Raw genomic sequence first — 26276 nt, 5'->3', positions numbered from 1 at the left:
AATGATCATACCCGCATTAGATTTGATTGATGGCAAAGTAGTACGGTTACATCAGGGGGATTATGCTCGGCAACGGGATTATCAACACGATCCTCTGTCCCACTTCCAACAATATGAACAACAGGGAGCAAAACGGCTTCATCTGGTCGATCTAACCGGCGCTAAAGATCCATCCGCCCGCCAGATCCCTCTACTGCGCAAATTACTTGCCGCGGTTTCTATACCTGTTCAGGTTGGCGGCGGCATCCGTACAGAAGAAGATGTGAAAACATTGCTTGATGCAGGCGCCAACCGAATAGTGCTCGGCTCTATCGCCATAAAGCAACCGGCACTAGTTACCCAATGGTTTAAACGTTATGGCGCGGAAAATATTGTGCTGGCGCTGGATGTCCGTATCAATGATACCGGCATAAAACAGGTTGCCATTAATGGCTGGCAGGAGAATTCCTCTGTCACTCTGGAACAGGTTATTGAGCAATATCTGCCTTGCGGGTTGAAATATGTACTGTGTACAGATATCTCCCGCGACGGCACTCTCATCGGCTCAAATGTCGAATTATATCGGGCAATTTGCCAATGTTATCCACTAATCGCGTTTCAGGCTTCGGGGGGCATCGGCACGTTAAATGATATCGCTTCTCTGCCTGCCAGCGGTGTAGCCGGGGTTATTATTGGTCGCGCATTACTTGATGAGAAATTTACCCTGACGGAGGCAATTCAATGCTGGCAAAACGCATAATCCCTTGCCTTGATGTTCGTGACGGGCAAGTAGTTAAAGGCATTCAATTTCGTCATCACGAAATTATCGGCGATATTGTGCCACTCGCTCAACGTTATGCAACAGAAGGCGCAGATGAACTGGTTTTCTACGATATCACTGCTTCATCTGATGGACGGGTAGTCGATAAAAGTTGGGTTGCCAAAGTTGCGGAAGTGATCGATATTCCTTTTTGCGTTGCCGGTGGCATTAAAACCGTCGAAGATGCAGGGCAAATTCTCTCATTTGGGGCAGATAAAATCTCTATCAACTCCCCTGCACTGGCCGATCCAACCTTAATTACCCGTCTGGCCGACCGTTATGGCGTTCAATGCATTGTCGTAGGGATTGACACTTGGTTTGATGAAGGCACTGGTCGCTATCAAGTTTATCAGTTTACCGGTGACGAAAAACGCACAACAGCCACCCAATGGCAAACCCTCAATTGGGTAAAAGAAGCGCAACGACGTGGCGCAGGTGAAATCGTACTCAATATGATGAATCAGGATGGTGTCCGCAATGGCTACGATCTGACTCAACTAAAACAGGTACGGGACGTTTGTCACGTTCCTCTCATTGCCTCTGGCGGCGCAGGCGCACCAGAACACTTTCTTGATGCCTTTAAACAGGCAAATGTCGATGGTGCATTAGCAGCATCTGTATTCCATAAACACATTATCAATATTGGTGAATTAAAACAGTACCTTTCACAACACGGCGTGGAGATAAGAACTTGCTGACCGCACAACAAATCGAAAAACTGGATTGGGAAAAAGTTGCTTATATGATGCCGGTTATTGTGCAACATGCTATATCCGGCGATGTTCTCATGATGGGCTATATGAATAAAGAAGCACTGAATATTACTATCAGTTCAGGCAAAATCACTTTCTTTTCCCGCAGTAAACAACGTCTATGGACCAAAGGTGAAAACTCCGGCCATTTTCTTAATTTGGTCAATATCTATCCTGATTGTGACAATGATGCCCTGTTAGCACTCACAGATCCAATGGGTCCTACCTGCCACTTTGGTACATACAGTTGCTTTGCTCCGGCACAAACTGAATGGGGATTTCTCTATCAGCTTGAAAAATTACTGGCAAGTCGCAAAACAGCCGACCCTGACCACTCATATACAGCGAAGTTATATGCCAGCGGTACTAAACGAATCGCTCAGAAAGTAGGTGAAGAAGGGTTGGAAACTGCTTTGGCAGCGGCAGTTAATAATAAAGAGGAACTAACGAATGAAGCAGCAGATCTGATGTATCACCTAATGGTTCTACTACAGGATCAAGAGCTGGATCTTAGCTGTGTTATTCGTCGATTACGACAAAGATGAGTCAGGGGTCTGGTTGATTTCAGATCCTGAGCGATCTCTGACTTCGACAGACAGAGCATTTTTACGTTTTCATTTTTTCGACAAGAATCTCATTAGGCGTTTTACCTTTCAAGTCACCGTGTGGTCTGTAATAGTTGTAAAACGCCCCCCATTCAGCCAATTTGGCTGCTAAATCTACGTCCTCTTTAAATATGCATAATTGGTAAAACTCTTGTTTATCGGTGAGATGGGAATGTTCAACTTTCCCATTCAGATTGAGACTAACTGGTCTGAGATACACATGTTCAAGCCCGGCCCTAAGTCTTCACAATGCCAATGGAGTTTAGACTGAAACTCATGATCATTACCCGTACGGATCATTTTGATTCTGAAAGGAAATTTTTAGACGACATAATTAATAAAATCAATGGCACATGCTTAGTTATGTTTTTTATAGACTTTTAGTACCCCAATACGCATTACATCATCAATGGTTGTGCATTGGAATCTGCGTACCTTATTTCCATTCTTATCTTTGAAATTGAGGCTCTGTGAGGGCCTATTCAGGCCGATTGAATAAACTCTCCTATAGGATTATGTGGATTGCATAATATGATAACATCAGTCTGCTTTGCTTTATTTATTAGAGCGTCAAGATCTTGGGTTCCGTCTTGTCGAAGTGGAATTGTAGAAGTATACGCTCCCACTATGTTAGATATTAAAGGGTAAGCTTCAAAGTTTCTCCACGAATAGGTAATGTTGAAATTAGCTTTGGATAGTGTTTGTAATGATGTTAATGCAATGCCAGCAGCCCCGGCACCAATCATGATCATGTCAGAAGGCACTCCAAGCTTAAGTGATAAGTTGTTTCTGAGTGACTCGGGAAACAATTCTGGATAACGGTTTATTTTATCCAGCTCTATACTTATGCTTTCGGTTATATTAGGTAATGGCATAAATGGGTTTTCATTTTGGAATAAATGATGCATGTTCCACTCTATTTTATAATTACTATGATACAAGTACAATTTTTCAGAAGGTGGTCAGTTGACATAGTAGGCATCTTTCCCACCACAGGAGAATGCACTATGGCCTATACACAACTGACCGAAACAGAAAGATATCAGATTTCCAGTTTAAAAAAAGCCGGTTTTTCACAGCTTTTCATTGCTGAGTCACTTAAGCAAAGCCCGTCGTCATTTTGCTAAGAAAGCCGTGAAAATAACGCCGGAAGTAAAAAAATGGATAAAACGGTTAATTTGGAAAGAGTTAAGCCCTGAACAAGTGGCTGATTATTTAAAGCAACATAAAGGGATATTTTTGCATCATGAGACGATTTATAGGCTGATTTATCAATTGGTTAAATTAAATTTTGGAGTTTATATCATGATCAAGAAAGATATTCTGTCACCCAGTTCAGTAATCGTTAGTCTGAATATTTTAGGCGTGGTTGAAGATTTTCATCTATTACTGGTTGATGGTGACAAAGATAAAGAGAAGATTGTGCTGCTCTATCTGTCTCTTTTACGTGTTCTTCATGAAAAATTAGATGTATATCCTATGGATTTCAAGATGCATCGCGACGGCAAGGGAGTAAATCCCCGGGAGCATAGCAAACTATGTAACCGGGGTGAGCGAGTGCAGCCAACAAAGAGGCAACTTGAAAGATAGCGGGTATAAAAGTAAAAATCGCAAAAAGTAATCTTACTAAGATAAAATATATAGTAGGTATAGATATTTAATAAGTATTGATTAAATATCTGAATGAGTATGTGGAATAACAGGTTCTGTAGAATAATTTGATTTAAAAGATATAATCAGATAGAGCTGGTTTTATTCAAATCATAAATATGTTTCCTACTAAATGCACTTAGTCAAAGGCAGAATGGTAATATTATCGTTCTGCCTTTTTCTATTGGGATTTATCATTAGGGAATAATATTTTGTGGATTCGTATAGTCAGTGAAAAATAATTCCACGAACAATACACCGATTCTAATTTCTATGATTTATTTTTTAACTCTGTGATTGTATCAATAATTTTACCTTTTTAAGGAGGATAATAAATATCCATATTATTATAATTTATACATGTAACTGTTAGATGTGGAAAAAGTTAATGATATATCAATGTCTTAGTATGAAAGATCTGCATTTCTATTTTTTGTGACAATATAGACGTATTTTTAAATTAAGCTATCACTTTTATTTGACAACGTATGAATGGCATCTATAGTTATATGTGTTAGATAAAGTATTAATGTAGTATTAAAAATGCTAACTACTATATCTGATGCGTAGATGACTTATCAAGCATATTGATTTTATAGTAGAAGTGTCCTCTATCTTATATTCCACAAGTAAACAGTTTGTTGTTCTGTATCTTGGGTAATATAAATTTATTTATTACATTATGGAGTTTGAAATGAGCGATAAAAATCTAGCGCCAATTCAAGTATCAGCTGTCGAATTTGATCATACCGTGTCGCCAAGAGTTATTGTAACTGTAAAATCAGGGCTAAAGTATGGTATACATTGGGAAGACAAACTCGATGAACCTAAATACATTGATCATTCTCTAGTAATTTATAACATATTGTTAATGGCTATGTCTCATCAGGATCTTCGTATATCAGGAAAATATGAATACGTTTCGGGTCAAGACATTGAAGGTATGATAAAAACTTTAAAGATAGCACGATAATAATAAGCAATAACTAACTAAAAGCAGGCCAATAATATTATTGGCCTGCCTTCCTCTATTGGAATTGATCATTAGAAAATAAAACAACAATATCTCATAAACAAACCTTGCTTTATTTACCTATGGTAATATTTTATAAGTAAATAATAATGTGACAAACAATAACATGTGCTCTATTTCACGGTGCTTAAATCTAATGCCTTTACAAATTTGAATGTCTATATATTATTGTGGGCAGGTAAATTTATAGCGTCAGTTTAGGTTTATAAAAGCACGGTGGAATTATAATGTTGTTATCGTATATTATTACAGTGATTTAATATTTCATAATGAAAAAATAAATTTTTTAACTGTGTATCACCGTTTCTAATAAAAAAATTATAATTTGTTTTTGGATTTATTAAACCTGAAAAAATCATAGCCATTTAATTTTTCAAACTGTAGGGATGCGTAGAGCCATCATATTAATCATTACCTTATATTTAAACTAAATTCTTTCTGAGAAGTCACCATTTATGGCGATAGGATCGCAATTAATACAGTTGTTACAGTTTTAAGGCGACATAGTATTAAAATATCAGGAGACGACATGCTTGATTCAAATTTAATAAATCGTGATAGTAAAATTTCTTCCCCAGTTAATTCTTTTAACGAATGGGATCATCTTGAAGAGGTGATTGTCGGTGTTGTTGATGGCGCCAGATTCCCTTCCTGGCATATGTCTTTGGAGCCTGTATTACCAGAAAATCAAGTTACGACTTTTCAACGCCATGTTGGCCGGTCATTTCCACAAGAGCAAATTGAAGCGGCTGCCAGGGAATTAGAAGAGTTTGTTCATATTCTTGAAAGCGAAGGGGTAACAGTACGTCGGCCAGAACCTCAGGATCAATCTCTGGTATTTGGTGCACCGGGCTGGAGCAGCACAGGGCTATATTGTGCAATGCCCCGTGATGTGCTGTTAGTTATTGGTGATGATATTATTGAATGCCCGCTGGCGTGGCGCTCCCGCTATTTTGAAACGGCGGCATATAAGACTCTACTTAAAGATTATTTTAAACAGGGCGCGAAATGGAGCTCTGGGCCAAAGCCACAGTTGATCGATGAGCAATATAATTTCGAATGGGATCAACCTAATGGCAAGGATCGTGTTCCTCTTGCTGTGACCGAGTTTGAACCGACATTTGATGCTGCGGATTTTATCCGGTGTGGGCGCGATATTATTGCGCAAAAAAGCCATGTCACGAATGAATTTGGTATCGAGTGGCTTCGTCGTCATTTAGGTGATGATTATCGTATTCACGTTTTTGAATTTAATGATAATAATCCTATGCACATTGATGCCACATTTGTTCCTATGGCGCCTGGGAAACTATTAATTAACCCGAAAAAGGTGTTAAAAGTTCCTGAGCTGTTTAAAAGATGGGATGTGCTGCATGCGCCTGAACCGGTTATTCCTGACAACCATCCTCTGTATATGACCAGTAAATGGATCAACATGAATATTTTAATGCTGGATGAGAAGCGGGTGATTGTTGAAAAGCAGGATGAACCTATGATCGCTGCAATGAAACGTTGGGGCTTTACTCCGATCCCATGTAATTTCAGGAACTTTAACTCCTTCGGTGGCTCCTTCCATTGTGCAACAGTGGATGTAAGGCGGCGCGGAAGTTTACAGTCTTATCTTGACTAGGAGAGTAATGATGGCTATCTGGAAATATTCCGCTTGGGATGCAGTCATGTTTATATTAAGCATTTCGCATACGGTAGCCACGGTTACACTAGTCATGTATTGGGATCATTTCACTATTATGGGTGGTTAGTCAACATTGTGCTTCTTACACTGATGACAACTTACAACATAATAGTGATATCGCATTTTTTCACCCATACTCCCTGGTTCGTTTCTCGTGTAATGAATGGGTTTGTGTCGATACTGAATTCAATGAATATTGGGCAGTCTGTACAGTCTTATCACCTGTCCCATGTTCGTAATCACCACAAATATAATAACGATCGGGGAGTAGGTGAAGGCGGACCTTTGGATACCTCTTCTACCTTTATAAATGGCAAAGAAATTGGGGAGCATAGTACTCTTTGGAACTATTCTGTCCTTGGCGCAGCATCTACCTTTTATAGTAGTTTTGTGCGTATGTGCTGGTCTCTATTTATCTGGCACAAACCACTTAGTAAAGCCGATAAAGGGTATGAAAAACTTCTTTCTAATGCCAGAACCAGTAAAATTAAAGAATTATGGCAATTGAGGTTAGATAGATTGTTCCAGACGGGGTGGATTATTAGCTTATTCACTCTGTCTTGGGAATGGGCTTTATTTTGTTATTTACCCTCTCTCTATTTTGCCTTTGTCCTGGTTAATATTCAAAACTACTACGAACATTATGGTGCACAGCCGGAGAACAGATTTGCAAACTCAGTGAGCTATTATGGACGTATCTATAATTTATTCATGTTTAATGATGGCTATCATCAAGAGCATCATATCTCAGGTGGCACCCATTGGAAGCTGTTACCTGATTTAGGCAGGAAATATTCAACCCAGCTTTCTGCCCAGAAGAGGATTATTAGTCCCGTACCTGCGATATTAGGTTTTTTATATAGGCGTAGATCTCTGCTGCACAGATTTATAAGGCAAAAATAATCCTGGTTAATCAGGACAGGTTTGGTGGATAGCCCGACGAATTTACTATTGGGGAGTCTGTTATGATGCAAGAAAGATACGGCATTAGAGGAACAAAGCTAGCAGAATCAGAATTTATTGTATACGAAACGTTGAACGATATATCAATGGATGCGGTTTCTGATCTTTTGAATGGTCACCTTGCGGCTTGTCGAGTTCGTCATTTTCTTCCACCAGAACAAAGAAAGAAAATAGTTGAAAATTTTTGGCGTTCTCCAGCTCGCACTCCCCGTTACGGCAAAGGTATTGATGGTGTTGAAGGGTATTTTATTGGGGCATCTCATATTGAAAAAGATACCCGTCAATATATAGAAGAAGCAGAAAATTTCCGTCCGGCAATTGATGAGATGTTTCAGGATACGATCAATCCAATGGATCATTTCATTGAGCAAGTAACTCATTTTAGTGGCAATGACTCACAGGTAATGCGTCCTGCTATGTATCATGGTGTTGCTGCGGGAAATGCAAAAATTGTGTATTGGAATAACTTCGGTGAATTCCTTTTATTACCTCATGATGATCTTGCGCAGTTGAGTGATCCGCGCCAGAGTGATTTTGAGATCCAACAAATTAATCGTGTCATGGCGGTAAATTTTTACGCTGACGTTCCTCAAAATGGGGGGCAATTAAAAGTATGGAACATTCAACCCGATGACCAATCACGTCGTGCCCTTGGTTTAACTTACAGTGGTTTTCCATATCCATCTGAATTATTGGAAGATCATGCAAGTATGGTGATTAATATCGAGGCGGGAGATTTGGTATTGTTGAATGGGAATTTAGTCCATGCGGTATTGAATGGTAATGCTACCTCTTCACCGGAACGGCGTTTGCTGGTGACCTGTTTTATGGGATTACAGCAAAATGGTGATCTTATTTGGTGGACATAGGTGTGTTCATGATGTTGAAAATTTTTCATGGCTAATTTGACCATAGTGGAATATTCGTCTACATTTAGAAACGACTAATGTAAGTGTTAGAAGATGAAGACAATGCTATTACCCGCATGCACACTGATTTCACCTGCCAGGTTAGTATTAGCCGAAGCATATGTGTGCATGCGTTTTGCTTTCATTTCTCCTCCTGCTCCACCACCATCCCCCCGTTATTATCCATAACTGTGTAATATGCCCATCTTTGAGAGAGGGTTTATATTCAAGTGTTGCCAGATTTGGCTAGCTGCGTTGGTTTGAGTACGTTAAATGTCAGACAGGTGTAAATTCCTATGATTTCTAAAGCTCAATGGATCTCTTATAGCTCGACTTTGCTGTTTGTCTTATTGTGGAGCAGTGGTGCGATTTTTTCTCGATGGGGACTTGATCACAGTACCGCATTTGCCATTCTCACGATGCGTTTTGCTATTGCGCTTATTTTTTTGGTATTTCTGGGATTATTATTCAGGCGTAAAGCTCATTGTCTGCCTGTACATGGGACACGCAAACAGATAGCTAGTACCGGTGTTTTATTAATTGGCGGCTATTCTATCTGTTATTTTTTTGCTTTGGATAACGGGATCACGCCTGGGGTTTTGGCGACAGTGATGGGAATTCAACCTATTATCACACTGCTGGTGATCGAACGCCGTTTTTCGATTGTACGTTTAGCAGGTTTATTATTAGCGTTACTGGGCTTGATATTAGTGGTGTATCAAAGCCTGGTGTTGTCTCGGTTTTCCTTTGCAGGTATTACTTTTGCCTTAGCAGCATTAGTTTGTATGAGCTTTGGTGCGATTTTACAGAAACGAATTCATCAAGCGCCTTCAGTGGTTTTACCTCTGCAATATAGTGTTAGCTTACTGCTTTGCTTACTGTTTGTTCCTTTCCAGCCTTTTGAATTTCAACTGGTGCCTGGTTTTATTATTTCATTATTATGGCTTGGGTTAGTGATTTCCGTTGTCGCTCAACTATTACTTTACCGGCTTATTCAGCGTGGTAATTTGGTGAATGTAACAAGTTTGTTTTATCTTGTTCCTGGTGTTACCGCCATAATGGATTATTTATTTTTGGGAAATTCGTTACCGGCTCTAAGTCTGCTGGGTATGGCTGCTATTTTGTCAGGACTTGTATTGGTCTTTCGTACCAAGAAAATATCTCTTTCCACTCAATAAAGCTGTGTCGCCGGGTCGCAATTAGCCCGGCAATAGCCTTTTACTTGATGCCATTATTAGTTCCAAAATAATTGCCAATATGATTTCGCTGATCTGGATGAGTGCCCGCAGTCACTTTGTATTGCTCCTTATATATTAAATGATAATGGCTATCACTTGGATATTGACTATTTCCATCTTACAGTACTGCCCGCATACATAATCTAACAGACTGCATATATATACTCTATTTTTATAACATTAAAATAAGGAAATTAATGACGGAATTGGCGATGTCTACAGATAAGATTAAGCAGATGATCGTGTTATTACTCGCTCGATGAAAATCACCGGTAAGCCCATTGAATTAAATGGAAAATACCGTGTGGTTGCTAATGAATTTCTGACAACAGGGGGGAATAACTTCTCTGTATTTAACGAGGGTATTGATCCCGTATATAGCGTGCCAGATGTTGATGCTGTAATGAAATATTTCGCTGAAAAATCTCCCATTGCTTATCCTAAACAAGATCGCATCGTTAATGTGAACGAAGAATAATTAATGACTTATTCAGATCAATCCGGTAACCGGATGGTACTTTTTTGGGTCACTTTAAGTATCGGGGATCTATTTAGTCAATCGTCCATTGAAACCCGTAACGTGCTACGAGGTCGCCTGACAATATAAACATTGTGCACGAAAAATGACTATCAAGCGACGTATACATCTACGTCGCCTTTTATTGACTGCTCCCCGCCCAATTGGGCATAGGTATCTACACGAATGAAATGAAAGCTGACAAATCACATGGCCGCTTTAAAGATCGAAACAATTTCTTCATGGGTAGCTTGAGTGGGATTAGTCAAACAACATATATCTTTCAAGGCATTAGTTGCCAACATGGGTAAATCTTCCAGTTTGACATTCAATTCCGCTAAACCCGACGGAATACCAATATCTTTTAACAATTTACGAATTTCAGCAATACATGCCTCAGCCCCTTGCTGATCATTCATAGCGCTTACATCTACCCCCATCGCAGCGGCAATATCTTTCAAACGACCCGAAACTGCTTTAGCGTTGAACTCTTGAACGTGTGGTAATAAAACAGCATTACATACACCGTGTGGTAAATCATAAGTACCACCCAATTGGTGAGACATGGCGTGAACATATCCCAGTAATGCACTATTAAACGCCATCCCCGCCAAGAATTGTGCATAGGCCATGTTTTCACGTGCTTCTATATTGCTCCCATCTGCGACTGCCTGGCGTAAAGAGTGACTAATCATCGAGATTGCTTTCAGTGCACAAGCATCCGTTATTGGATTAGCCCCGACAGAAACATAAGCTTCAACCGCATGAGTCATTGCATCCATTCCAGTTGCGGCGGTTAACCCTTTCGGCATTCCAACCATTAATTCTGGATCGTTCACAGACAAAACAGGTGTTATTTTCTTATCAGCAATGGCCATTTTAATATGGCTCTCAGTATCGGTAATGACACAGAAACGTGACATTTCTGACGCAGTACCCGCAGTAGTATTAACTGAGATTAATGGCAAATGCGGTTTAGATGAACGACCAATACCTACATAATCCCGGATATCTCCCCCATTAGCAGCGACCAACACAATAGCTTTTGCACAATCATGTGGCGAACCACCCCCTAAAGAAATAACGCAATCGCTATTATGCTGACGCAGAATATCCAAACCTTCCTCAACGTTAACTGTCGTCGGATTCGGATTGGTACCATCATAAACCGTACTCTCAATATCAACATCAGATAATAGAGATTGAACTTTTGCCACTACTCCAATTTCATTTAAAACATGATCCGTCACAATCAATGCTCGCTTGTAACCATCACCTTTCATCGCATTTACCGCTTCAACCAAACAACCGGCACCAAACATATTTACCGATGTCATAAAAAAAGTTGTAGTCATCATTGATAATTCCTTATATTAAAATAGTTCTAGAATGAAAATATATAAAAAGTAAAATTTGAAAAATCACCTAATGGAACTAAAAATCATTATCTTACAACAAACATAAATAATAGCTCTATTTAAACCACACAATTCAAAAAATATAAATATATCTCGGTAGAGTTAGATAATGCTTATTAAAATAGATATTTGATAATTTTCCCTCTTGGTAATATATGCCATTGGCAATATAATAAATACAATAATCGAGAAGATTAATATACCCGTCATCTTTCAAGTTGCCTCTTTGTTGGCTACACTCACTCACCCCGGTCACATAGTTCTCTACGCTCCCGGGGATTCGCTCCCTTGCCGTCGCGATGCATCTTGAAATCCATAGGGTATATATCAATTCACAAAGTTATTACTTAGGAGTTTATTTTGTCCTCTAACGAAATATTTAACCGCCTGACCACATTACTGGATAATCATCATGCCAGCTATCGGGTGATAGAACATTCAACCGCCGGACATTCTGAAGAAGTTGCAAAAATCCGTGGTACACAACTTGGACAAGGGGCAAAAGGGTTAGTTTGCCATGTTAAAGGGGAAGGATTCCGCCAATATGTACTCGCTGTACTGCCTGCGGATCAACAAGCAGACCTCTCTTCACTGGCAAAACAGATCGGTGGCAACCGCGCCTCACTGGCAAGTCCTAAAGAAGTTTTTGAACTGACTCAATGTGTATTTGGTGCTATTCCACCTTTTAGTTTTCATCCAGATCTGAAACTGGTTGCAGACCCTTTATTATTTGAACGTTTTGATGAACTGGCTTTTAATGCCGGTAGCCTTGAACGCTCAGTGATTCTTAACACCCAAGATTACCATCGAATTGCACAACCTGAATTGGTGAGTTTTCGTCGGGTAGAATAAATACCATCGCGAAAAATGATATTTGTCAAATAGCCTATAAAAATAGGCTATTTAAGATAATATTTTAAACATATTCATTTAAAATAGTAACTATCCCGCCCCAATAAGTTTATATCATTAGATAAAGTCATTATTATTGCTACATTATATAAACATTAAACAGAGAGGTATAATTATCAAATACCATGAATATCTAATTATTCACTATTGAGCCATATACAAAAAATTATCAATTACATTAGGGGATAATTCCCTACCCAAATAAAGGTGTTTCTTGATAGGAATTTTCAATTATTTTTAATTTCAGAATCTTTATTTCATATATCGGTATAAAATGACATGTCAATTATATTAATGTTGTATTGACAACAATTTAATATGCATATTCATTATATTTTATTAAATACAAAAACCCACACTCATTGTATTCTCATATCTCTTTCAACAAGAAAGATGACGTTTTTTTAAAATAAAGTTTAAGGAATAGAGAAATATGACTAATAAGCTAGTTACAGGTGCAACTTTTTTCGATAGAAAATACTTTCTGGGTGAAGCGCACCATTATCCAGAAAACGACATCATTATTCCATTGCCTTATGATCTTAACGATAGATTCCGTTCAGTAAGAATTGGAACACTATCAAAAGTTTATGCATGGCGTCATCAGACCAATTGTGAACCAGGTCAACGCTATCGTGAATGGGAATACGATCACCCAGATATTGATAGAGAAATTAGAGGGTTATCTAAGTTTAAAGTGGCACCAAAAGATACCTGCCTGGTTGCATTAAGACTTATTGATGATACTTGTTCAGGTATTAAATTCTCAATGTTCACGAATACACATTGCGTGGGCCCAGTTGAAACAACAACTGATGATGATTATGCACTGGTTGGTATATTGCCATTTGAGACCGAGTTAGTCACTGCCATTGCAATAAGAAATACCAGTACTGGAGTATATATCAATAACGGATCATTCTATTTCTATCGTGATGCAAATGGTGTTGTTACTATTGATGAGAAAGCTAATTTCCCTAAAAATCTCAGAATAGTTAATGTAGGTGGCAATCGTTTTGATATTCATATTATCAGTACCGATTTTTCTCACTAATCCGGTCATAATGTAACAATAATTAACCGTCGTTTTCAGACAGGCTACGTTTTGAAAATTTAAGCAACACCGTTGCGGAATATCATCAAAAACCGCAACGGTGTATTCATAAATCAGCAAAAATTTCGTGGTTATAAATAATTTTTTATTTATCATGATATACCCTATGGATTTCAAGATTATCGCGACGGCAAGGGAGCGAATCCCCGGAAGCATAGCGAACGATGTGATCAGGGTGAGAGAGTGCAGCCAACAAATCCTTAACCATTAACTAGCCATTCATTGTTATTTATCCTTTTTCTATAAAAATTTATAGTCAAATAGTCACTTAACCTTTAAAAAAACATTAAATTAAGATCCACAAGAAATAATTTTCACAAGCTATTTCTTTTGAGATAAATACTTCCCTAATGATTAATTTTAAAAATTATATAAAAACCCAACCATTCCATTATTACATATCTTATTTTAGGTATTTTCATAATATTATTAATAAAAAACAATCTTATAGTATCTATTCAAAACACCAAGCATGAAAAATATTCACAATCCAATTGAATACTAAATTTAAGATACAAAATTCACTAAAAATATCAAATTTTCACATTTCAATCAGTCAATTTGACTATACTAATGTAATTATAAAAATATTATTCGGTATTTTTTAAACAACTTTACTTTATGTATTTTTCTGCTAATTTTAACATTAACCCATAGAATATTATTCTTCTATTGACTGGATATATTGCATCTAAAGATGAGGAATAAATGAATTATCAGTGGGAAATATTACACAGAAAAAATCCAATTTTCACAAATAGTATAAACGAGTAAATACTATATATTTCACATTAATACAATCAGGTATATACCCTATGGATTTCAAAATGCATCGCGACGGCAAGGGAGTGAATCCCCGGGAGCATAGATAACGATGTGACCGGGGTGAGCGAGTGCAGCCAACAAAGAGGCAACTTGAAAGATAACGGGTATACTTCCAGAAAAGCATTACATACGGGTTTATTAACGGAAAATTTTTTTTGGCAACCTATATATTACTTACATTAACTTTGAGGAGTAGAAAAAATGACAAAAGAATTAATTACAGGCGTCACGTTTTTCGAAGAGAAAAACTATCAGGGTAAGTCACATGATTACCCAGAGCTTGATAAAATTATATCGCTCCCTTCCAATCTTAACGATAAATTTCGTTCAGTAAAAATTGGAAAGTTATCAAAAGTCCATGCGTGGCGTCACTATAATGATCCAGAGAGTAAATATTATGAATGGGTAGTCGACAATCCAGATATCGATAAAGAAATTAGAGGGTTATCGAAATTCAGAATTATACAGAAAGATACAAAACTGGTTGCACTAAGAATCATTGATGATACTCATTCAGATACAAAATTCTCTATGATCATTAAGATATTTAATGGAGAAGAAGAGGAAACAATCGACGTTAACGCAACAACAGATGATAATTATACTGTCGTTAACGAACTACTGGTACAGAAAGAGATAGTCACTTCAATTTATGTAAGAAATGTCAACACCGGAGAATATATTGGTAACGGGTCATTCTATTTTTCTTATGATGCTATTGGCATTGCAACTATTGATGAAGGACTCAATTTCCCTAAGAACTTGAAATTGATCCATGTAGGAAATAATCGTTTTGATTTTCACATTACCAGTACTGATCCTATTGCTTAATCCGGGATTAATGTGACAATCATCACTCTCAGATAAGTCATATTCTGAAATTTAAGCTACGCCGTTGCGGTATATACCCTATGGATTTCAAGATGCATCGCGACGGCAAGGGAGCGAATCCCCGGGAGCATAGGTAACTATGTGGCCGGGGTGAGTGAGTGCAGCCAACAAAGAGGCAACTTGAAAGATAACGGGTATATTTGTTAAAAAACCGCAACGACGTGTCCCAGACGATCGCGGAAACTGAGACCACATCACATCTAATGTGGCCTCTCCACGCTCCTAGTCAATCGATAATAATCGGGCTTACTCCATCCATTCAGTATGGAAAACACCTTCTTTATCAGTACGCTTATAGGTATGAGCACCAAAATAATCACGTTGAGCCTGAATTAAATTGGCGGGCAATACAGCAGAACGATAACTATCGTAGTAAGAAATAGCAGCGGAGAACGTAGGGGTTGGGATACCATTCTGCACCCCATACGAGACGACATCACGCAGTGCCTGCTGATATTCATCAGCAATTTTCTTAAAGTAAGGCGCCAACAACAGGTTAGCAATATCCGCATTTTCGTTATACGCGTCAGTAATTTTTTGCAGGAATTGAGCACGAATAATACAACCCGCCCGGAAAATCCCGGCAATTTCACCGTAATTAAGATCCCACTGGTACTCATCAGATGCCGCTTTCAATTGCTGAAAACCCTGAGCATAAGAAACGATTTTACCCAAATAAAGCGCACGGCGAACTTTCTCAATAAATTCGGCCTTATCACCTTTAAATGGCTGTGCTTCAGGTCCGCTCAAAACTTTAGCCGCAGCAACGCGCTGATCTTTTAAAGAAGAGATATAACGTGCAAATACCGATTCTGTGATCAATGTCACTGGAATACCTAAATCCAGAGAACTCTGGCTAGTCCACTTACCCGTACCTTTATTTGCTGCTTCATCTAAAATCACATCAACCAAATATTGGCCTGTTTCATCTTTCTTATGGAAAATATCAGCCGTGATTTCAATCAAATAACTGCTTAACTCGCCGTTATTCCAGTCAGTGAAAATCTCAGATAGTTCTTCATTGCTCAGATTTAGGGCATTTTTCAGTAAGGAATAGGCTTCCGCGATGAGCTGCATATCACCGTATTCAATGCCATTGTGAACCATTTTCACATAATGGCCGGCGCCATCTGGGCCAATATAGACCACACAAGGTTCACCTTCCGCTTTAGCTGCAATTTCGTGCAAAATTGGCGCCACTAATTCATACGCCTCTTTCTGGCCGCCAGGCATAATAGATGGGCCTTTCAATGCCCCCTCTTCACCACCGGAAACCCCGGTACCGATAAAATTAAACCCTTGGGCTGAAAGCTCGCGATTACGACGGATAGTATCCTGAAAATAGGTATTACCGCCATCAATCAAAATGTCACCTTTATCCAGATGTGGAGTCAGTGAAGCAATCGTTTTATCGGTTGCTTCGCCAGCCTTAACCATGAGCAGAATACGGCGCGGTTTTTCCAGTGAATCGACAAATTCTTCGACAGTGTAACTTGGAACTAATTTCTTCCCCGGATTTTCGGCAATCACTTCGTCAGTTTTATCACTTGAACGGTTAAATATAGATACGGAATAACCACGGCTCTCAATATTTAGTGCCAAGTTACGCCCCATCACCGCCATACCGACAACACCAATCTGCTGCTTGGACATGAATAACTCCTGTCTGATGATAATCCTGCTCACCAATAATAATTAGTGTGCAATTTGTTAATGTGATCACATGTTAACTCAGGATGAGTCCTAATGGATAGTTATTGGTGCCATCGATACCACTACACATCATTTTTTGGAAAAAACTTCCTCAGATGAAAAATCAACTATTGAAATTTGATGAGTCAATGCCCATTATTCATTATTCGGCATGAGCCGTCATATTAAAAGGTAAAACAAACTGTATGGAATGGATCGCTGATCCGACGATATGGGCTGGACTAGTTACTCTTATCGTTCTAGAAATTGTCCTCGGAATTGACAACTTGGTCTTTATTGCCATTCTGGCAGATAAACTTCCTGAAAAACAAAGAGACAAAGCAAGAATTACAGGTCTAAGTTGTGCGTTACTGATGCGTATCGTGCTGCTTTTTAGTCTTTCCTGGCTGATAACGCTAACTCATCCATTAATTACGCTTTGGGAACATCCGTTTAGTGCCCGTGACCTGATTATGCTGTTAGGCGGTCTTTTCTTACTGTTCAAAGCGACGATGGAGCTTAATGAACGGCTGGAAGGCAAAGATGCCCACTCAGGACAACAACGCAAAACATCTAAATTTTGGACGGTTGTCGTTCAGATAATTGTCCTTGATGCTGTATTTTCACTGGATTCCGTGGTTACTGCTGTTGGTATGGTAGACAACATCGGTATCATGATCGCGGCAGTCACCATTGCGATGTTCCTGATGATACTGGCAAGTAAGCCGTTAACTACCTTTGTCAATGCTCACCCGACTATCGTCATTCTCTGTCTGAGCTTCTTGTTAATGATCGGTTTCAGTCTGGTCGCCGAAGGTTTTGGTTATCGCATCCCCAAAGGTTACTTGTACGCCGCTATCGGCTTCTCCATTATGATTGAATCCTTAAACCAATTTGCTCAATTTAACCGCCGCAGATTTCTTACTGCTTCCCGTTCACTACGTGAAAGAACAGCAGAAGCCGTTTTACGCATCCTTAGTGGTAAGCATGAAAATGCAGAATTAGATAATCATACATCTAATCTGATTTCTGATAATCAGGAAGTGTTTGATCTACAAGAACGTCAAATGATTGCCAGAGTTCTCGGCATGGCGCAGCGTAACGTTAACAGTATCATGACTTCCCGTCACGACGTGGAATACCTTGATATTCATGCACCAACTGAAAATCTGACGCAAATACTGAGTAAAAGTCCTCACACACGCATTGTGGTAACTGATGAAAATATCAGTGACGAACCATTAGGTGTTGTCCATGTTATTGATTTATTAAATCAACAACTCAACCAACAGCCTTTTGATTTACATTCGCTGATAAAACAGCCTCTGATTTTCCCTGAACAGCTTTCACTACTCCAGGCATTGGAGCAGTTCCGCCAGGCACAAACTCACTTTGCGTTTGTTGTCGATGAATTTGGTTCTGTGGAAGGTGTGGTAACTTTGACCGACGTAATGGAAACTATCGCGGGTAATTTACCGGTAGATGGCGAAGAAACTGATGCCCGCCATGATATTCAAGCGACTGAACATGGTGGTTGGATCGCCAATGGTTATATGCCGCTGGATGATTTGATCCTTTATGTCCCTTTGCAACTGGATGAAAAACGTGAATATCAGACCTTAGCCGGTTTGTTAATGGAACATTCACAACATATTCCACGACAAGGTGAGCAATTACAGATTGATAATTACCTGTTTGAACCGTTGGAAGTGACCAGTCACCGAATTAATAAGGTAAAAATTACCCCTCTGGTGTCAGAGGAAGAAAATAGAGAATAACCCAGTGTTATTGATCATTCATCGTATCTGCCATCACTGAGTTTTTCCTCTGAAACAAAATAAAACCCGGTCAGTTTAAACTGCACCGGGATTTTTTGGGCCTTTGCTATCAATACTATATGCGGAAGTACTATATGCGGAACTATATTAGGATACTGTTAATGATTTATCTAACAACATGAAATAACTTTGTATTCATAGCAAAAAAGCCATAGCTTCTCAATTCAACAAATTTCATATAAACTTGCCAATCAATAATATTATTCATTAATTCAGCAGGATATTATACCCGTCATCTTTCAAGTTGCCTCTTTGTTGGCTGCACTCACCCCGGTCATATAGTTCTCTATGCTCCCGGAGATTCGCTCCCTTGCCGTCGCGATCCATCTTGAAATCCATTGGGTATATATGAATATAACCCTCGCTTAATTACTGCTACGTTCAACCCAATCGTTAATAGCCTGTTTTACCTTGTTCTCCAACTCATTATGCAGCAATTGCTCAATATCCAAATTGTATTGCAGATTACTCCAATTACCGTAAACCCGCAGTGGTACTTTCATTTTTCGCAGACGACTAACCAATTCATTATCCTTGCCCCATCCTTGTGTTATCTGTACTTTTAAAGCAACATCAATATGTTGTTTAAGCAGATTAGTCTTACCCTGCCCATCAATATTCAGCAAATCGGATACCGCATGCAGTCGACTGATTTTTATATCACCTCGATTCAGTACCGCTTTAACATCAAGCTTTTTAGCGCGGGTGAAATTATCCATATTATCAGGGATATTCACTTTATCCGTTGCACGAGCAACAGATTGCTGGATTAATTGGGGGATATTTAATCCATACATTTTGGCATTAACTAAACTGAAATTAAGATCACCCTTCCAAATATGCGAAATCGCATAACCATCATATCCTTTACCAGAAAGATCCCCATTCAGATCGAATTTACCACTAAATGCCGGTGGTAAGGAAAAGGCTTTGAGTACTGGTTCCAGTTCTATATTCCGCAGTAAAGGTTTTGCGTGTAACTTAAGTTGATTACCCGTTGCATCTAAAATAACCGGAATAGAGAAATCACCACCAAATAATTTGCCATTCAGAGTAGAAATTTCAGCAGTACCACTATTATTTGTCGCTTTCAATATCAGATTATCGATCTCCATTCCTCGATAAACAAATTTGTCCGCATTAATAGTCACATTGGCGTTAAAGTCATTTAGAAATGCAGCGCTATAATCAGGCGGGGCAGAACTTGAAACGGCGATTACCGGTTTAGCTGAACTATTCTCTATCCGGTAATAACGTTTAACTTCTGAATCCTCTTTAGGAAGCAAGTCCCATCCCATCAGATTATCTAAATTCAGTTTTTGGGAAGATAAATCGATCCGATAATCCGCATGAGCCCCCAACATTGCTTTTATACTGCCATGCAGTTCACTCTCATTAGCGGTGAAACTTAGCGTCTGTAAAGAAATTGTTTGCGGCCCATCTGTCGTCTCTTTTTGATAAACAGCATGTACTTTTCCTGAACCACTAATTCCTCCCGTAGGTATACCTGCGCCCTGGAGTTGGTAATCAAAGGAGTCAATATTACCCGCAACACGATATGGATAATCAGTAATATCGACATCTGCATTAAGATTAAAAGCCAAGTCTTGCTGATTCTTACTGACTTTGCTACTTAACTCTACGCTGATATGGTTTTGGTTATCTCGCTCCATTAGTAGATTAATATCGCGGACATTTAACTGCTCATGATCATCTCGCTGCCAAATAAGCAAACTATCCGCGATCTTAATTCTGGCGATATCAAGCTTCCAACCCTCACCCTTCACAACAGAGTTGGCTGTACTCCCTGTTGGTGCAATAGGGGTATTCTCTTTCTTCTGCGACTGGCTCTCCGGGGTTACTCTCAATATCGCCCCTTTCAGCATCACCTCTTTAACTGCAAGCTGATGAGAAAGAAGCGGCCACAACTCCACATCAAGACGCATATTTTCTGCCGTCACTGTTGGTTGAGCCGCTCCTGGGGCCGTTAATGACATACGCCCGGTAATGATGCTCAATTTCGGCCAGACATGCCAGCGCATACCATCTTGCAGGACGAGTTGGTAGCCACTCTTCTTTTGCACCTGCTTGACCATATAAGCCCGAAAGTCATTTGGGTTTACTAACATGACTAATGCTGCCAGACCGGTAATAATCACAACCAGCAAAATAATCAGTGCCGTCAGCAATCTCTTCATGACTTCCTCAGCTTTTTTTGTCAAAACAGTCAATGCAACTCAATAGCCGATAAAAATGTTAATCTTCATCAATACGGCTACTCACCACACCCTGTTGGTTTTTATATTTTGCATCTTGACGACGGTTATACGGACGGTCAGCGGAACCAGACAATGGCTCAAAACTCAAAGCACCGATGACCATACCCGGACGTAACGCCAGAGGCAATTTACCAGAGTTATAGAATTCAAGAACAATCTGACCATGCCAGCCCGGATCAATCCGGTGTGCTGTCACGTGTACCATCAACCCAAGACGAGCAAGAGAAGAACGGCCATCAAGCCAGCCCACCAAATCGTCCGGCAATGTGACAGATTCCAGCGTAACGGCCAATGCCAACTCGCCAGGATGGAGGAAAAAAACCTCATCGTCAGACAGAATTATTTCATCACTCATCACACGATCAAGCGCAGCACTGACCTCATCTTTCGGACCACTCAAATCAATATATGCCGCAGTATGACCACAGAAAACACGAAACTGATTCCCAAGGCGCACATCCGCAGTTGCCCCGTTAATACGTTCAATCGGCGGACGTGGAGCAATGACCAATTTACCTTCATCAAGCCATTTAATAATGTCGCGGTCACAGAGTCGCATTATTTCCTCTCCAATACGATGCTGCTTATCAATTCAATGACTGACAAGCAAAGTTTTATATCCGTTATCTTTCAAGTTGCCTCTTTGTTGGCTGCGCTCACTCACCCCAGTCACATAGTTCGCTATGCTCCCAGGGATTCGCTCCCTTGCCGTCGCGATGCATCTTGAAATCCATAGGGTATATTATTCGCAGAACTGACCAATTTTGGCTTTCAATATATCAATTGCTACTCGGTTTTTACCCCCGCGCGGCACAATAATATCTGCATATTGCTTTGATGGTTCAATAAATTGCAGGAACATTGGACGCACAGTTTTATGATATTGCTCAATAACCGAATCCAGAGAACGCCCCCGTTCATGCACATCCCGCTTAATACGACGCATAAGGCAAATATCCAGTGGCGTATCAACAAAAATAGAGAAGTCCATCTCCTGGCGCAAGCGCTTATCGGTCAATAATAGAATACCTTCCAGAATAATAACCCTTTTCGGTGCAAAATGAATCGCTTCTGGTTTACGAGTATGAGCAACATAATCGTATTGTGGCAATTCAATTGATTCACCCATTTTCAGCGCTTGTAGGTGAGAAAAGAGCAGATTGTGATCCATTGAGCTTGGATGGTCATAATTAGTCTTATAACGCTCTTCCATTGATAGATTGCTCTGATCTTTATAATAGCAATCCTCTGGTATAATACCGATATTGTGATCACCAACCTGAGCGCGTAATTCACGATAAAGTGTATTAGCAATGAGACTTTTACCTGAGGCAGATGCACCAGAAATTCCTACAATTGTGCACTGATATGCTTCGTCAGCCATAATAGAGATAACCTGATTCTAGAAAAAAATGGGAACAAAGCACTTACTAAGTGCTTTGTTTGGCGAGATTATAGGGAGTTAATGGTATCTGTTCCAGTGTAAACAAGAGAAGTCTCACTTTTTTCGAAGCGTTTCGCATAAAAACCATGTAACGAAGGAAATCGAACAAGCATACTTCTCCCCACACAAAATCTCCCCATACAAAAAGCGGGCAATGAAAACATCCACCACCCGTTATCATCAATCAAATGCTTGCATTAAACAGCACGGAACGAAATTTCTGTTGGTATCTTCTCACCTTGCCAATACATCTGTGCTGAAATATTCGCGGCAATTTCGCGATAAATATCGGTAAATTCACTATCAGGATTACTAATAACGGTTGGCTGACCACGATCAAGATCTTCACGCAGTGAAATATGCAGCGGGATTTGTCCCAATAATTTACAGTGATATTTAGCCACCAATTTTTCTGCCCCACCGGTACCAAAAATAGGTTCCAGGTGACCACAGTTACCACAAATATGCGTACTCATGTTTTCAATAATACCCAATACAGGCACCTTCACTTTCTGGAACATGACGATACCTTTCATTGCGTCAATTAAGGCAATATCCTGAGGCGTTGTTACCACTAGCGCCCCCGTTACCGGGATGTTTTGTGACAAAGTGAGCTGAATATCACCGGTTCCTGGTGGCATATCGATAACCAGATAATCAAGATCCGGCCATAATGTATCCTGTAACATCTGCATCAATGCTTTACTAGCCATTGGGCCGCGCCATACCATTGCATTGTCATCTGTTACTAAATAACCAATCGAGTTAGTGGCAAGGCCATGAGTCATAATCGGCGCCATATGCTGCCCGTCCGGGGAAGTTGGGCGCTCTTTGGTGGTTCCCAACATACTCGGAACAGAAGGACCGTAGATATCTGCATCCAGAATACCGACTTTTGCCCCCTCCTGAGCCAATGCCAGCGCCAGGTTTACGGCAGTGCTGGATTTACCCACCCCACCTTTACCCGAGCTGACAGCCAAAATATTGCGGACACCATTAATTCCCGGCAAATCATTAGCGCGACGTAATGTGCTGATATCATGGATCAATTTCCACGCCACCGATTTTGCACCAGTTACCACCTGTAATTTTTCCGTTGTCGCTGCTTTTAATGCCTTAAAACCGCTTTGCCAGACAAACGGCATCAGTAATTCAATGTGCAAGACACCATCAAGCATCGTGCAATGATGTAGGGCCTTCAATGTTGTCAAATCACGTTCTAGTGTCAGGTGTGTAAAAGTAGTAAGTATTTTTGTTACCTGAGATTTCAGCAGGTCAGGATTGGTCTGCTCGGGGGATTGTGAGTTCATCCCGGCTCCTTTAATGATTATCATTAGCTAAAAACCATCTCTCCATCATAACAGAACCCAATGCGTTCGGATAAAATTAGCGACAAAAACCCGCTTTCCGCTCACTGATCCAATTTTTATCCATTGACAGCCTCTGAAGTATTTGGGTTTTAAGACGCACTGGATAAAACTCACTAATATTAAACCTTACCCTAGCGACAATTTTTTTGATCGGTTAACATCAAACTTCCTTTTTCACTTATTGGAAGTCAGATCCTTACTATGTCTCAAGTCGCAAAAAAATTATTGGTAACGTGCGCGTTGCCATATGCTAACGGTCCAATCCATCTCGGTCACATGCTGGAACATATCCAAGCAGATATTTGGGTCCGTTTTCAGCGAATGCGCGGCAAAGAGGTTCACTTTATCTGTGCCGATGACGCTCATGGAACACCAATCATGCTGAAAGCTCAGCAAATGGGTATTGCTCCTGAAGAGATGATCACAACGGTGAACCAAGAGCATCATCAGGATTTTACTGGCTTTTCAGTGAGCTATGATAACTATCACTCTACGCATAGCGAAGAGAACCAAACGTTATCAACCAAAATCTATCTCGAACTGAAAAAAAACGGTCATATTAAAAATCGTACTATTTCTCAGTTATATGATCCTGAGAAAAATATGTTTCTGCCGGATCGCTTTGTGAAAGGTAGCTGCCCGAAATGTAAGGCAGAAGATCAGTATGGCGATAACTGTGAAGTTTGCGGATCAACCTACAGCCCAACTGAGCTACTCAACCCACGTTCTGCTGTCTCCGGCGCGACGCCAGAAATGCGTGAAACAGAACACTTCTTCTTCGATCTGCCCGCATTCAGTAACATGTTACAAGCCTGGACCCGCTCCGGCGCATTACAGGAACAAGTTGCTAACAAAATGCAGGAATGGTTTGAATCCGGTTTACAACAGTGGGATATCACCCGTGATGCCCCCTATTTCGGTTTTGAAATTCCTGATGCGCCGGGCAAATATTTTTATGTCTGGCTGGATGCTCCCATTGGCTATATGGGTTCTTTCCAAAACCTGTGTGATAAACGCGGAAATCTAAGCTTTGATGAGTTCTGGGCAAAAGATTCCACCGCTGATCTTTATCATTTTATCGGTAAAGACATTGTTTATTTCCACAGCCTGTTCTGGCCTGCCATGCTGGAAGGCAGCGGTTACCGTAAGCCAACCAACGTGTTTGTTCACGGCTATGTCACCGTCAACGGTGCGAAGATGTCCAAATCCCGTGGTACTTTTATTAAAGCCAGCATTTATTTGGATCATCTAGATGCAGACTGTTTGCGTTATTACTATGCAGCCAAACTCTCTGCTCGCATTGATGATATCGATCTGAATCTGGAAGATTTTGTTCAGCGTGTTAACAGCGATATCGTTAATAAAGTTGTTAACCTGGCCTCCCGTAATGCAGGCTTCATTAATAAACGCTTTAACGGCAAGCTGGCGGATAAACTGGCTGATCCGGTGCTTTACCAACAGTTTATTGATGGGGCAAAGATGATTGCAGAAGAGTTTAATAACCGCGAATTCAGCAAAGCAATCCGTGAAATCATGGCACTGGCTGATTTGGCAAACCGTTATGTGGATGAGCAAGCGCCGTGGGTGGTGGCAAAAGAAGCAGGCCGTGATGCCGATCTTCAAGCTATCTGTTCAATGGGCATCAACCTGTTCCGCGTTTTGATGACTTTCCTGAAACCCGTTTTACCAAGTCTGGCAGAACGCGCAGAAGCTTTCTTAAATACAGAACTCACCTGGCATGGTATTGAACAGCCGCTGCTGGATCATCAAGTTTCTGCCTTTAAGGCCCTGTTCAATCGCATTGATATAGATAAAGTGGACGCTATGGTTGCGGCATCGAAAGAGAGCATCAACACACCACAAAAAGTCAGCGGTCCACTGGCAGAAAATCCGATTCAGGACACGATCACCTTTGATGATTTTGCCAAAGTTGATATGCGCGTCGCCCTTATTAAACAGGCTGATTTTGTCGAAGGCTCAGATAAGTTGCTGAAACTGATGCTGGATCTGGGCGGTGAAACCCGTCAGGTGTTTTCTGGTATCCGCTCCAGTTATCCTGATCCAAAAGCGCTGGAAGGCCGTTTAACCATTATGGTAGCCAATCTGGCACCACGCAAAATGCGCTTTGGTATTTCAGAAGGGATGGTTATGGCGGCCGGACCTGGTGGAAAAGATATCTTCTTGCTCAGCCCAGACAGCGGCGCCCAACCCGGTATGCAAGTGAAATAACCGTTAATTTATTTCACTGATATTTTTACTCACGGGGATCAGCAATGGTCCCCGTTTTTTTAAATGTGAGCTATGGCACCTTCCCAAGGTTAATTGTATGATGAAT

General features: G+C 40.2%; 23 protein-coding genes and 1 pseudogene. 16 read left to right on the top strand and 8 right to left on the bottom strand.

From position 1 onward, the window contains the following. Position 1: 1 nt before the first annotated feature. The 3 genes from hisA to hisIE are packed head-to-tail and all read left to right on the top strand — an operon-like array spanning position 2 to position 2096. Positions 2 to 739 carry a 1-(5-phosphoribosyl)-5-[(5-phosphoribosylamino)methylideneamino]imidazole-4-carboxamide isomerase gene (hisA, locus tag ACGF5R_RS07580; protein ID WP_112879007.1) on the top strand — a complete coding sequence of 246 codons (738 nt, stop codon included), beginning with the start codon at positions 2 to 4 and terminating at the stop codon, positions 737 to 739. Then, the gene (gene hisF, locus ACGF5R_RS07575; protein WP_387690360.1) at positions 721 to 1497 is read left to right on the top strand and encodes an imidazole glycerol phosphate synthase subunit HisF; all 777 of its coding nucleotides are present in this window, start codon (positions 721 to 723) and stop codon (positions 1495 to 1497) included. Before hisA ends, hisF begins: the two co-directional genes overlap by 19 nt. Continuing rightward, positions 1491 to 2096, top strand: a complete 606-nt coding sequence (hisIE, locus tag ACGF5R_RS07570; protein WP_387690358.1) for a bifunctional phosphoribosyl-AMP cyclohydrolase/phosphoribosyl-ATP diphosphatase HisIE — start codon at positions 1491 to 1493, stop codon at positions 2094 to 2096. The genes hisF and hisIE overlap by 7 nt, the downstream gene beginning before the upstream one ends. Before the next feature lie 61 nt (positions 2097 to 2157). On the opposite strand, the gene ACGF5R_RS07565 is transcribed toward hisIE, so the two are convergent. Both ACGF5R_RS07565 and ACGF5R_RS07560 read right to left on the bottom strand, forming a co-directional pair. Continuing rightward, positions 2158 to 2376, bottom strand: coding sequence for an integrase core domain-containing protein (locus tag ACGF5R_RS07565; protein WP_112879010.1), 219 nt, complete (start codon positions 2374 to 2376; stop codon positions 2158 to 2160). A gap of 262 nt (positions 2377 to 2638) precedes the next feature. Further along, positions 2639 to 3064 carry an aminotransferase class I/II-fold pyridoxal phosphate-dependent enzyme gene (locus tag ACGF5R_RS07560; protein ID WP_387690356.1) on the bottom strand — a complete coding sequence of 142 codons (426 nt, stop codon included), beginning with the start codon at positions 3062 to 3064 and terminating at the stop codon, positions 2639 to 2641. 99 nt (positions 3065 to 3163) lie between these two features. Here ACGF5R_RS07560 and ACGF5R_RS07555 point away from each other — a divergent pair. The 8 genes and pseudogenes from ACGF5R_RS07555 to ACGF5R_RS07520 all read left to right on the top strand — a co-directional run. After that, positions 3164 to 3431, top strand: a pseudogene (locus ACGF5R_RS07555) (helix-turn-helix domain-containing protein); the annotation flags it as partial. Positions 3432 to 4500: 1069 nt separating this feature from the next. Next, entirely contained in the window at positions 4501 to 4779 is a 279-nt protein-coding gene (locus ACGF5R_RS07550; protein WP_387690354.1) for a hypothetical protein, read from the top strand. A gap of 589 nt (positions 4780 to 5368) precedes the next feature. Continuing rightward, positions 5369 to 6469, top strand: a complete 1101-nt coding sequence (locus tag ACGF5R_RS07545; RefSeq protein ID WP_387690352.1) for an amidinotransferase — start codon at positions 5369 to 5371, stop codon at positions 6467 to 6469. Between the two features lie 153 nt (positions 6470 to 6622). After that, positions 6623 to 7435 carry a fatty acid desaturase family protein gene (locus tag ACGF5R_RS07540; protein ID WP_387690350.1) on the top strand — a complete coding sequence of 271 codons (813 nt, stop codon included), beginning with the start codon at positions 6623 to 6625 and terminating at the stop codon, positions 7433 to 7435. A gap of 62 nt (positions 7436 to 7497) precedes the next feature. Next, positions 7498 to 8364, top strand: coding sequence for a hypothetical protein (locus ACGF5R_RS07535; RefSeq protein WP_387690348.1), 867 nt, complete (start codon positions 7498 to 7500; stop codon positions 8362 to 8364). 335 nt (positions 8365 to 8699) lie between these two features. Then, a complete protein-coding gene (locus ACGF5R_RS07530; protein WP_387690346.1) occupies positions 8700 to 9581 on the top strand; it encodes a DMT family transporter in 882 nt (293 codons plus the stop codon). A gap of 307 nt (positions 9582 to 9888) precedes the next feature. Next, positions 9889 to 10119, top strand: coding sequence for a 5'-nucleotidase C-terminal domain-containing protein (locus ACGF5R_RS07525; RefSeq protein ID WP_387690390.1), 231 nt, complete (start codon positions 9889 to 9891; stop codon positions 10117 to 10119). Positions 10120 to 10122: 3 nt separating this feature from the next. Next, entirely contained in the window at positions 10123 to 10248 is a 126-nt protein-coding gene (locus ACGF5R_RS07520) for a hypothetical protein (protein WP_255566831.1), read from the top strand. A gap of 116 nt (positions 10249 to 10364) precedes the next feature. Here the strand turns inward: ACGF5R_RS07520 and yiaY are convergent, their stop codons facing one another. After that, entirely contained in the window at positions 10365 to 11516 is a 1152-nt protein-coding gene (yiaY, locus tag ACGF5R_RS07515; protein WP_112876109.1) for an L-threonine dehydrogenase, read from the bottom strand. A 420-nt stretch (positions 11517 to 11936) separates the two neighbouring features. On the opposite strand from yiaY, the gene ACGF5R_RS07510 reads away from it, so the two are divergent. The 3 genes from ACGF5R_RS07510 (at position 11937) to ACGF5R_RS07500 (ending at position 15258) form a co-directional block, all read left to right on the top strand. Continuing rightward, positions 11937 to 12428: a YbaK/prolyl-tRNA synthetase associated domain-containing protein gene (locus ACGF5R_RS07510; protein ID WP_112876110.1), complete on the top strand. Its 492-nt coding sequence runs from the start codon at positions 11937 to 11939 to the stop codon at positions 12426 to 12428. A gap of 493 nt (positions 12429 to 12921) precedes the next feature. Beyond that, positions 12922 to 13542 carry a beta/gamma crystallin domain-containing protein gene (locus ACGF5R_RS07505; RefSeq protein ID WP_387690344.1) on the top strand — a complete coding sequence of 207 codons (621 nt, stop codon included), beginning with the start codon at positions 12922 to 12924 and terminating at the stop codon, positions 13540 to 13542. 1086 nt (positions 13543 to 14628) lie between these two features. Then, positions 14629 to 15258 (top strand): beta/gamma crystallin domain-containing protein, encoded by a 630-nt coding sequence (locus tag ACGF5R_RS07500; protein WP_387690342.1) that lies wholly within the window; start codon positions 14629 to 14631, stop codon positions 15256 to 15258. Between the two features lie 306 nt (positions 15259 to 15564). Here the strand turns inward: ACGF5R_RS07500 and gndA are convergent, their stop codons facing one another. After that, positions 15565 to 16971 (bottom strand): NADP-dependent phosphogluconate dehydrogenase, encoded by a 1407-nt coding sequence (gene gndA / locus ACGF5R_RS07495; protein ID WP_112876113.1) that lies wholly within the window; start codon positions 16969 to 16971, stop codon positions 15565 to 15567. A 245-nt stretch (positions 16972 to 17216) separates the two neighbouring features. On the opposite strand from gndA, the gene ACGF5R_RS07490 reads away from it, so the two are divergent. Continuing rightward, positions 17217 to 18788 carry a TerC family protein gene (locus ACGF5R_RS07490; protein WP_112876114.1) on the top strand — a complete coding sequence of 524 codons (1572 nt, stop codon included), beginning with the start codon at positions 17217 to 17219 and terminating at the stop codon, positions 18786 to 18788. Between the two features lie 425 nt (positions 18789 to 19213). Here ACGF5R_RS07490 and asmA read toward each other — a convergent pair whose 3' ends face one another. The 4 genes from asmA to apbC all read right to left on the bottom strand — a co-directional run bounded on the left by asmA (position 19214) and on the right by apbC (position 23881). After that, entirely contained in the window at positions 19214 to 21046 is a 1833-nt protein-coding gene (gene asmA, locus ACGF5R_RS07485) for an outer membrane assembly protein AsmA (protein ID WP_112876115.1), read from the bottom strand. 58 nt (positions 21047 to 21104) lie between these two features. Further along, positions 21105 to 21686, bottom strand: coding sequence for a dCTP deaminase (gene dcd / locus ACGF5R_RS07480; protein WP_387690340.1), 582 nt, complete (start codon positions 21684 to 21686; stop codon positions 21105 to 21107). A gap of 183 nt (positions 21687 to 21869) precedes the next feature. Continuing rightward, a complete protein-coding gene (gene udk, locus ACGF5R_RS07475; protein WP_036777923.1) occupies positions 21870 to 22511 on the bottom strand; it encodes a uridine kinase in 642 nt (213 codons plus the stop codon). Positions 22512 to 22768: 257 nt separating this feature from the next. Then, positions 22769 to 23881: an iron-sulfur cluster carrier protein ApbC gene (gene apbC / locus ACGF5R_RS07470; RefSeq protein WP_387690338.1), complete on the bottom strand. Its 1113-nt coding sequence runs from the start codon at positions 23879 to 23881 to the stop codon at positions 22769 to 22771. 261 nt (positions 23882 to 24142) lie between these two features. Here apbC and metG point away from each other — a divergent pair, with 261 nt between their 5' ends. Next, a complete protein-coding gene (metG, locus tag ACGF5R_RS07465) occupies positions 24143 to 26170 on the top strand; it encodes a methionine--tRNA ligase (RefSeq protein ID WP_387690336.1) in 2028 nt (675 codons plus the stop codon). Positions 26171 to 26276: the final 106 nt, after the last annotated feature.

Source organism: Photorhabdus sp. RM71S (genome assembly GCF_042879355.1).
GTDB classification, from domain to species: domain Bacteria; phylum Pseudomonadota; class Gammaproteobacteria; order Enterobacterales; family Enterobacteriaceae; genus Photorhabdus; species Photorhabdus kayaii.
The sequence above is the reverse complement of the archived record's forward strand: the minus strand, read 5'-3'. Positions and strand labels throughout refer to the sequence as shown.

What these genes read in the sequence shown, in the direction of transcription:
- hisA (WP_112879007.1), top strand. Translation starts at nt 2, where the DNA reads ATGATCATACCCGCATTAGATTTGATTGATGGCAAAGTAGTACGGTTA.
- hisF (WP_387690360.1), top strand. Translation starts at nt 721, where the DNA reads ATGCTGGCAAAACGCATAATCCCTTGCCTTGATGTTCGTGACGGGCAA.
- ACGF5R_RS07560 (WP_387690356.1), bottom strand. Translation starts at nt 3,064, where the DNA reads ATGCATCATTTATTCCAAAATGAAAACCCATTTATGCCATTACCTAAT.
- ACGF5R_RS07550 (WP_387690354.1), top strand. Translation starts at nt 4,501, where the DNA reads ATGAGCGATAAAAATCTAGCGCCAATTCAAGTATCAGCTGTCGAATTT.
- ACGF5R_RS07545 (WP_387690352.1), top strand. Translation starts at nt 5,369, where the DNA reads ATGCTTGATTCAAATTTAATAAATCGTGATAGTAAAATTTCTTCCCCA.
- ACGF5R_RS07540 (WP_387690350.1), top strand. Translation starts at nt 6,623, where the DNA reads ATGACAACTTACAACATAATAGTGATATCGCATTTTTTCACCCATACT.
- ACGF5R_RS07535 (WP_387690348.1), top strand. Translation starts at nt 7,498, where the DNA reads ATGATGCAAGAAAGATACGGCATTAGAGGAACAAAGCTAGCAGAATCA.
- ACGF5R_RS07530 (WP_387690346.1), top strand. Translation starts at nt 8,700, where the DNA reads ATGATTTCTAAAGCTCAATGGATCTCTTATAGCTCGACTTTGCTGTTT.
- ACGF5R_RS07520 (WP_255566831.1), top strand. Translation starts at nt 10,123, where the DNA reads ATGACTTATTCAGATCAATCCGGTAACCGGATGGTACTTTTTTGGGTC.
- yiaY (WP_112876109.1), bottom strand. Translation starts at nt 11,516, where the DNA reads ATGATGACTACAACTTTTTTTATGACATCGGTAAATATGTTTGGTGCC.
- ACGF5R_RS07505 (WP_387690344.1), top strand. Translation starts at nt 12,922, where the DNA reads ATGACTAATAAGCTAGTTACAGGTGCAACTTTTTTCGATAGAAAATAC.
- ACGF5R_RS07500 (WP_387690342.1), top strand. Translation starts at nt 14,629, where the DNA reads ATGACAAAAGAATTAATTACAGGCGTCACGTTTTTCGAAGAGAAAAAC.
- gndA (WP_112876113.1), bottom strand. Translation starts at nt 16,971, where the DNA reads ATGTCCAAGCAGCAGATTGGTGTTGTCGGTATGGCGGTGATGGGGCGT.
- ACGF5R_RS07490 (WP_112876114.1), top strand. Translation starts at nt 17,217, where the DNA reads ATGGAATGGATCGCTGATCCGACGATATGGGCTGGACTAGTTACTCTT.
- asmA (WP_112876115.1), bottom strand. Translation starts at nt 21,046, where the DNA reads ATGAAGAGATTGCTGACGGCACTGATTATTTTGCTGGTTGTGATTATT.
- dcd (WP_387690340.1), bottom strand. Translation starts at nt 21,686, where the DNA reads ATGCGACTCTGTGACCGCGACATTATTAAATGGCTTGATGAAGGTAAA.
- udk (WP_036777923.1), bottom strand. Translation starts at nt 22,511, where the DNA reads ATGGCTGACGAAGCATATCAGTGCACAATTGTAGGAATTTCTGGTGCA.
- apbC (WP_387690338.1), bottom strand. Translation starts at nt 23,881, where the DNA reads ATGAACTCACAATCCCCCGAGCAGACCAATCCTGACCTGCTGAAATCT.
- metG (WP_387690336.1), top strand. Translation starts at nt 24,143, where the DNA reads ATGTCTCAAGTCGCAAAAAAATTATTGGTAACGTGCGCGTTGCCATAT.